The following is a 7,255-nucleotide window of genomic DNA, read 5'->3' as shown; positions in this document are numbered from 1 at the left end:
AATTTTCTGGAAAAAGGTCATCCTCTGCGCGAGCACTCTTCGTTTTTAACATTTTTTTGAAAAGTAAATTATCTGAATATTCTTATTTTATTTACGCACCATTAGTGAATTAAGATAACATCATTTTCATAACCACTCTCTTTTATTTTTTGGTGCGCCATCTGAACTAAAGGCTCGCCCATTTTCACTTTTTGTCCTTGAGTCACCACGCAGTTAAAGTGTTGCCCTTCTAATTCTACTGTATCAACACCCAAATGAAGCAACAACTCGATGCCTTCTTCTGTTTTCAAACCAAGTGCATGACCGGTTGGAAAAACCGCCATGACTTCACCATCAACTGGAGACACAATCCATTCTTCTTCTGGTACAATCGCGATGCCGTCTCCCATCATTTTTTGTGAAAAGACCTCATCGTTTACTTCTTCAATTTTTTTGGTCATGCCTGCCGCTGGACTATAAATCTTCATTTTATTTCATTTCTCCTTTTATTTTAATTTAAAAAACAAAAAATGACCAATTCACACAAAGCCCCCTTGGGTTTTGGTAAATTGGTCATGCTTAGCCGAACTAATCACATTCCTTAATTACAGCTTTAGATTAGCAGGGTTTCGTTTTTTTGTAAACCCTTTCTCTAAAAAAGTTATTTCTTTTTAGACGATTACGTAATTCTGATATCAATTAAACAATCTTTTTTCAGTGACTAAAATCGATTTAGAGTTTTATTTTTATTGTTGATGGTTATCTTCACTATGATCACGAATCAATTTTTTCATTTCAATAATGTCTGCACGATGTTTTTCAACGGGATTGAATCGCAAAGCAATTAATAACACAATTCCGGTTAAAGCTGGAGCACCAAAACGCAAGAAATTGATTGCTAGCATCGTACTTTCAGGTTGATTACCAATGTCACCTGCTCGGTATCCCGCCCAAGCAAGTACCGCTAAAATACCAGCATTTGTGACTGTATTTCCGCATTTTTGAGCAAAACCTTTAATGGATGAAATGACAGCATTTGCGGCAACTCCGTCTTTAAATTGAACGTAATCAATCGCGTCATTTACTAAAACATTCACTAGCGCATTTGACATTGAGGCAAACGAAGTAGCAATAAACGTAATAATAAATAATAAACTTAAACTTTTATTACCTGAGTTTCTTTTGGTAAAATTGAATTACCTGAAACGGAGATTTCTAACTTCGATGCGACAGATACGTTAGAAAACATCAAATACCTTCTTGCTCAAAAAGCAGCGCAATATATTTCCAGTCGTGAAACGATTTTTATCAACACGAGTAGTACCGCTTTAAAAACTCTTGCATTCCTAAAAGATATACCTATTAACGTAATGACTAACAATACAAAAATTATCAACATGGAGCACCATCCACAATCAACAATTATTTTAACTGGTGGTGAAATTCGGTATCCAAAAGGAACATTGTCTGGTGACATCGCAATTGAATCTTTTAGTCACGCTCGATCGGATGTGACCATTATTGGTTGTAGTGGGATTGATATTGAAACAGGCATCTCCACTTCTCTTATCCATGAAGCTAGGATCAACCGGAAAATGATTGAAAATTCAGGGAAGTTAATTGTTGTCGCAGATTATCGAAAGATTGGAAATTCTTCAAATTTTACAATTGGTGAAATCTCGAATATTGATATTTTAATTACAGATTCATATGCCGATGAAAAGGTGCTCGATGAGATCGAAAAACAAGGAGTCCAAGTAGTGCAAGTGACTTGTTAATTCATGAATATACAAAAAAAAGCAAACGATTCGTCAGATCGTTTGCTTTTTTTAAGTAGCAACTTGCTTATTCTAAAGCTGCTTTCACTATCGCCTGCAACTCTGGCACCATCTCTGCTTCAAAATAAGGGTTATTTTTAAACCAACGGATATTTAACGGGGATGGGTGCGGCAACGGAAAATATTCTGGTAAATATTCTTTGTAAGCTTGAACGGTGGCGGTTAACGTTTTTTTCGCCCGTTCTTGCAAGTAGAATTTTTGCGCATACAGACCAATTAAAATAGTTAATTTGACTTGTGGCATTTGCTCTAGCAGTAATGGGTGCCATTTCTCTGCAAAATCCAAGCGTGGCGGTAAGTCCCCCGTTTTTGCTTTACCGGGAAAATAAAAATCAAGCGGTAAAACGGAAATTTTCTTTGAGTCATAAAAGGTTTCTTCGCTAACATTCAGCCATTGACGTAATTTCTTGCCACTTTGATCACGAAAAACATCTTCTTTTAATTGGGTTTTGATTCCTGGTGCCTGTCCGATTAATAATATTTTTGTTTCAGGGTAAGCAGTGAAAATCGGTTGCCAGCCTTGAGCCGTCATCGCTTGGTTCGCAGGATCTTGCATGATGGCTTGTTTAATTTCTGCAATGGTCATTTTCCTGGACTCCTCTCACATTCATCGTAAGTCAAGCGTACCGAATTTCTTCAAATAATTCAAAAAAAACGACTACCTTTCGCTAAAAAGGTAGTCGTTTTTTATTTTGTTACTTTTAATAATTGATCGGTGTGTCCGACTTGCCCTTGGGCCACGGTTTCTACACCCAAGTTATCAGTCGCAGAGTTCGTAATCACCATCATCGTTACTGGTGCATAGTCGGCTGCTTTGATTGTCTCAATTTCAAAGGTACCTAAAATCTCCCCTTTTTTCACTTGGTCACCGACTTTTTTGGTACTTGAAAAACCTTTTCCTTCCATTTGAACCGTATCAATTCCTACATGGATTAAAATTTCAGCGCCATCGGTTGTTTTCAAACCATACGCATGATTGGTTGGGAAGACAACCGTTAATTCACCATCTGCTGGCGCATATACAATGCCTTCAGTCGGTTCAATGGCAATTCCTTTCCCCATCATTTCAGAAGAGAAAACTGGATCTGGCACTTCATTTAAAGCAACGACTTGCCCTTTGATTGGTGAAAATAGCATTTCCGTTTTTTCTGTTGTTGGTGCGCTTGGTTCGACTACCTCGCTTGCAACCACAACGGTTTCTTCTGCTGCTTCTTCACCTAAAATCAAGCCGATATTCTTTTTACCGTAAATATAAGTCAATGTAAAACCTAAAACTAAACTAATCGCGATACCGATCATGAAGTACGTAATTGATTTTGGCGCAATTGAAATGAAACCAATCACACTCGCTGGTCCCATCGCTACCGATACAACATGGAAAAAGCCAATAAAAGCACTTGAAATCCCCGCTGCAATCATTCCACAAATGAACGGGAATTTTAGTTTTAAGTTCACCCCAAAAATCGCGGGTTCCGTAATTCCTAATAGCGCAGACACACTGGCAGAAGTTGCTAAACTCTTTTGTTTTTCATTTTTTGTTAAGAATAAAATAGCTAAAGTTGCCGCTCCTTGCGCCACGTTGGCCATGGATGCAACTGGGAAAATAAATGACCCACCCGTTTTAGCAATGTCTGCGAGTAAAGTGGTCTCAATTGCTGGGAAGCTTTGGTGTAAACCAGTAATGACGATTGGTGAATAGAATAAACCAAACACACCTAAACCAAAGGCGCCCGTTGTACTATATAACCAAACAAGACCGTTCGTAATGCCATCTGCGACCCCACGCATCACTGGACCCACTACCGTAAAGGTTAGAAAACCAGTAATGATAATCGCTAACATTGGGGTAAAAGTATAATCAAAAGCACTTGGAATTCTTTTATGGAAGAATTTTTCTAAATTCGCTAAAATCCATGCAACGACTAAAACAGGTAAAACCGAACCTTGGTAACCCGCTTGGGCAATTTCTAACCCAAAGACGTTCCAATAAGGCATTGTTCCTTCTGCAATGGCATTGGCTACACCATAACCGTTCACCAAATCGGGCATGACCATGACCATTCCCATAGCTGCTCCTAAATAAGGATTTCCGCCAAAGCGACGTGTTGCCGAGAAACCAATTAAAATAGGTAAGAAAGCAAATGGTGCGGCAGCTAATAAATTAATAATGGCAGCTAAATCCGTTAATTTCGGGAACATTTCAACAACAGACAATGGACCAAATAAATCTTGAGCGGTTAAGAGGTTGTTAATCGCCATTAACAAACCACCGGCAACTAAGGCTGGCACGATTGGCACAAAAATGTCTGAAAGGACTTTAATTAGGTCCATTACTGGATTTGATTTTTTACCTTCTGCAGCCACTTTTTTCAAATCGTCCGTCGATGCTTCTTTGACACCAGTTAATTGAACGAGTTCTGCATAAACTTTATTGACGTCCCCTGCACCAATAATGATTTGGTATTGGCCGTTTACTTCAAACGTCCCCTTAACTCCCTCATTATTATCGAGTGCTTTTTGATCAATTTTACTTGTATCCTTTAGCACTAGTCGTAGCCTCGTCGCACAGTGTGCTGCTGCTTGAATGTTGCCCTCACCGAGTGCTTTGACAATTTCCTTTGCCACTTTTTTATGATCCATGATAACTCCTCCTTGGATAGTTTCTTTTTTTAACGTTGCGAAAAATGTAATCGCTTTACAATTTCAGATTATGCCACAGGTTTTTTAAATTGTCAAACGTTTAACAATTATTTTTTTAATATTTATTTTGACTATAAAGATAATCAGTTTGTTTCATTGTTATATTTATGTTATAAATGATAAACGTTTGACAATTTAGCGAATTTGCTTTATGCTTGGCTTAAGAATACGCTTACGAGGAGATTGAACATGGAATTAAAAAAAGATTGGACCACACAAGACCTCTATCGTCCCTATCAAGATTGGGCGCCAGACTACTTGGAAAACTTAACAAAGACGGTCAAAAATTCCCCTTGGCGCTTTGGTTACCACATTCAGCCACCTACCGGCTTACTAAATGATCCGAACGGTTTTGCTTATTATAATGGGAAATGGCAATTGTTTTATCAAGCTTATCCGATGGGGCCGGTTCACGGCGTAAAATCTTGGGCCCACGTCACTTCTGACAACTTAGTCGATTGGCAAGAAGAAGGATTAAAACTACTACCTGATTCGTCTTATGATAGCCACGGTGTTTACTCTGGGACAGCCATGCCGATGGGCGACCAATTATTTTTAGCTTACACTGGGAATGTTCGGGATGAAAATTGGGAACGTTACACTTATCAAATGGGTGCTTTTATGAATCCATCTGGCGAAATCACTAAAATCCCTACCCCTTTAATTGCCGAACCACCAAAAGGATATACCACGCATTTTCGTGATCCACAAGTTTTTCCTTTTGAAGATGGTTATTTAATGGTCATTGGTGCACAAAATGAACAAGAAGAAGGCGAAGTGTTAACTTACTTTAGTCACGACTGTCTCAATTGGGAACAGTTAGGAAAACTCAATTTTACGAATGAGCAAATGGGGTTTATGGCGGAATGCCCGAATTTACTATTAACCGACGAGCACGCCCTATTAATCTTTTGTCCCCAAGGGCTAGATCCAGCGATTTGTGCGTATCAAAATATTTATCCCAATATGTATGTGACTGCTGCCAGCTATGACAAAGAAAAAAATGCACTGATCAGCCCTAGCGCTTTAAAAAACCTTGACGAAGGCTTTGATGTTTATGCCACGCAAGCTTTTAAAGCACCTGATGGCCGTTTACTATCAGTCAGTTGGGTTGGTTTACCTGAAATTGCTTATCCAACTGACAAATACGGTTGGGCCCACGGTTTAAGTATCGTAAAAGAATTGAGCTTTAAAGAAGACGTGCTTTATCAAACGCCCGTGAAAGAAATGCGCGAACTACGCCAAGAAAATGCAACGACTTATACAGATGAAAAATTAGTAACCTTTGATGCCAAGTCCAACCAATACGAACTACAAATTGATTTTGAAACTTTGGCAAGTGGCACTTTTACACTACTAGCCGATGAAGAACAAAATCATGGGATGACGATTACTTTTGATGCGTCTCATGGTAAAATGAAAATTGATCGTAGCCAGGCCGGCGAAGTTTTTGGAGAAGATTTTGGAACAAGTCGTGCATTCGAGATTGCCAATGAACCGCTGTCTTTACAAATTTTTGTGGACCAATCCATCATTGAAATCTTTATTAATGGCGGAAAAGAAGTCGCAACCTTACGTGCTTTCCCAACAGAAAAGCAAACACAGGTTCATTTACAAGCAGATGCGCCATTTACGACGCACTTCTGGCCCCTACGAAAAATGAAATAAAGGGTGAAAAATCTTGACGATTAAATTGACCGATGTCGCAAAAAGAGCCGGTGTTTCTCCAACGACCGTTTCACGTGTCATTAATAATTATGGTTCTTTAAGTCAAAAAACAATTGATAAAGTTCACCAAGCAATGGAAGAACTCAATTACCAACCCAATTCGCTTGCTCGTTCACTCCAAGGGAAAAATACGCAATTAATCGGCCTCATTTTTCCAACCGTTGCAATTCCTTTTTTCGGTGAACTCGTTGAACGTTTAGAAAGCAAACTTTTTGAATTAGGTTATCGTTCAATTTTGTGCGATAGTGCCAATAATAAAGAAAAAGAACGTGATTACCTTAAAATGTTAACCGCCAATAAAGTCGATGGCATTATTGCAGGGGCACATAATTTAGGAATCGATGAATACGAAAATATCAAGCTACCAATCATTTCCTTTGACCGTTTCTTAGCAGAAGGTATTCCGATTGTCGGCAGTGATAACTTTCAAGGTGGTTACTTAGCTACCGAAAATCTCTACTTACGTGGGGCAAGAAACATTGCTATCTTAACCGGGACGCAAAGCTCAAATTCACCAACGAATCAGCGCTACCACGGCTATCTTGCTTTTTTAAAAGAACATAATTTAGAACCAAAAGTTTTTAATATTCACTCGATTTCACGTTCGACTACTCTAAAAAATATTGATATTCGGCGTATTTTAGAAAACGAAACGCTTGATGGTGTTTTTTGTACCGATGATTTAACGGCTATTTTAGTCTATAATCAGTGCCAAGAATTAGGTATTTCGGTACCTGAAACACTAAAAATTATCGGTTATGACGGCACAGACTTTGTGCAAAACTATTTTCCACAACTGTCGACCATTGTCCAACCGATGAATGATTATGCTGAAATCATTGTTGATTTACTACTCCAACGGATTAAAAACAAAGAAAAACAATTGGATAGTCAGTACCTACTGCCGGTGAAAGTGCACCAAGGGAAGACGAGTTAAGACTTAAAGAAAAGGGCTAAAATCGCATTCAAATTTGCGATTTTAGCCCTTTTTCATTTAGCTAAAATGATTT

The 7,255-nt window shown here is 38.6% G+C and carries 6 protein-coding genes and 1 pseudogene; 3 read left to right on the top strand and 4 right to left on the bottom strand.

From position 1 onward, the window contains the following. Positions 1 to 101: 101 nt before the first annotated feature. Positions 102 to 467 (bottom strand): PTS sugar transporter subunit IIA, encoded by a 366-nt coding sequence (locus tag JOD14_RS02225; protein WP_204653059.1) that lies wholly within the window; start codon positions 465 to 467, stop codon positions 102 to 104. 258 nt (positions 468 to 725) lie between these two features. Beyond that, a pseudogene (locus tag JOD14_RS02220) lies at positions 726 to 1,127 on the bottom strand (MFS transporter); the annotation flags it as partial. A gap of 42 nt (positions 1,128 to 1,169) precedes the next feature. On the opposite strand from JOD14_RS02220, the gene JOD14_RS02215 reads away from it, so the two are divergent. Continuing rightward, positions 1,170 to 1,757 (top strand): DeoR/GlpR family DNA-binding transcription regulator, encoded by a 588-nt coding sequence (locus tag JOD14_RS02215; RefSeq protein WP_204653065.1) that lies wholly within the window; start codon positions 1,170 to 1,172, stop codon positions 1,755 to 1,757. Positions 1,758 to 1,824: 67 nt separating this feature from the next. Here JOD14_RS02215 and JOD14_RS02210 read toward each other — a convergent pair whose 3' ends face one another. After that, complete coding sequence (locus tag JOD14_RS02210) at positions 1,825 to 2,403, bottom strand: uracil-DNA glycosylase family protein (RefSeq protein ID WP_204653058.1); 579 nt, start codon at positions 2,401 to 2,403, stop codon at positions 1,825 to 1,827. A gap of 101 nt (positions 2,404 to 2,504) precedes the next feature. Beyond that, positions 2,505 to 4,457: a sucrose-specific PTS transporter subunit IIBC gene (locus tag JOD14_RS02205; RefSeq protein ID WP_204653057.1), complete on the bottom strand. Its 1,953-nt coding sequence runs from the start codon at positions 4,455 to 4,457 to the stop codon at positions 2,505 to 2,507. Between the two features lie 249 nt (positions 4,458 to 4,706). Here JOD14_RS02205 and JOD14_RS02200 point away from each other — a divergent pair, with 249 nt between their 5' ends. Both JOD14_RS02200 and JOD14_RS02195 read left to right on the top strand, forming a co-directional pair. Next, on the top strand, positions 4,707 to 6,185 hold the full coding sequence (locus JOD14_RS02200) for a sucrose-6-phosphate hydrolase (protein WP_204653056.1): 1,479 nt from the start codon (positions 4,707 to 4,709) through the stop codon (positions 6,183 to 6,185). Between the two features lie 13 nt (positions 6,186 to 6,198). Then, entirely contained in the window at positions 6,199 to 7,182 is a 984-nt protein-coding gene (locus JOD14_RS02195) for a LacI family DNA-binding transcriptional regulator (protein ID WP_204653055.1), read from the top strand. Positions 7,183 to 7,255 lie beyond the last annotated feature (73 nt).

Origin of the sequence: Enterococcus lemanii (assembly GCF_016909125.1) — a bacterium.
Classification (GTDB): Bacteria; Bacillota; Bacilli; order Lactobacillales; family Enterococcaceae; genus Enterococcus_I; species Enterococcus_I lemanii.
The sequence above is the reverse complement of the archived record's forward strand: the minus strand, read 5'-3'. Positions and strand labels throughout refer to the sequence as shown.

Coding starts and splice junctions, on each gene's coding strand:
- JOD14_RS02225 (WP_204653059.1), bottom strand. CDS start 467: ATGAAGATTTATAGTCCAGCGGCAGGCATGACCAAAAAAATTGAAGAA.
- JOD14_RS02210 (WP_204653058.1), bottom strand. CDS start 2,403: ATGACCATTGCAGAAATTAAACAAGCCATCATGCAAGATCCTGCGAAC.
- JOD14_RS02205 (WP_204653057.1), bottom strand. CDS start 4,457: ATGGATCATAAAAAAGTGGCAAAGGAAATTGTCAAAGCACTCGGTGAG.
- JOD14_RS02200 (WP_204653056.1), top strand. CDS start 4,707: ATGGAATTAAAAAAAGATTGGACCACACAAGACCTCTATCGTCCCTAT.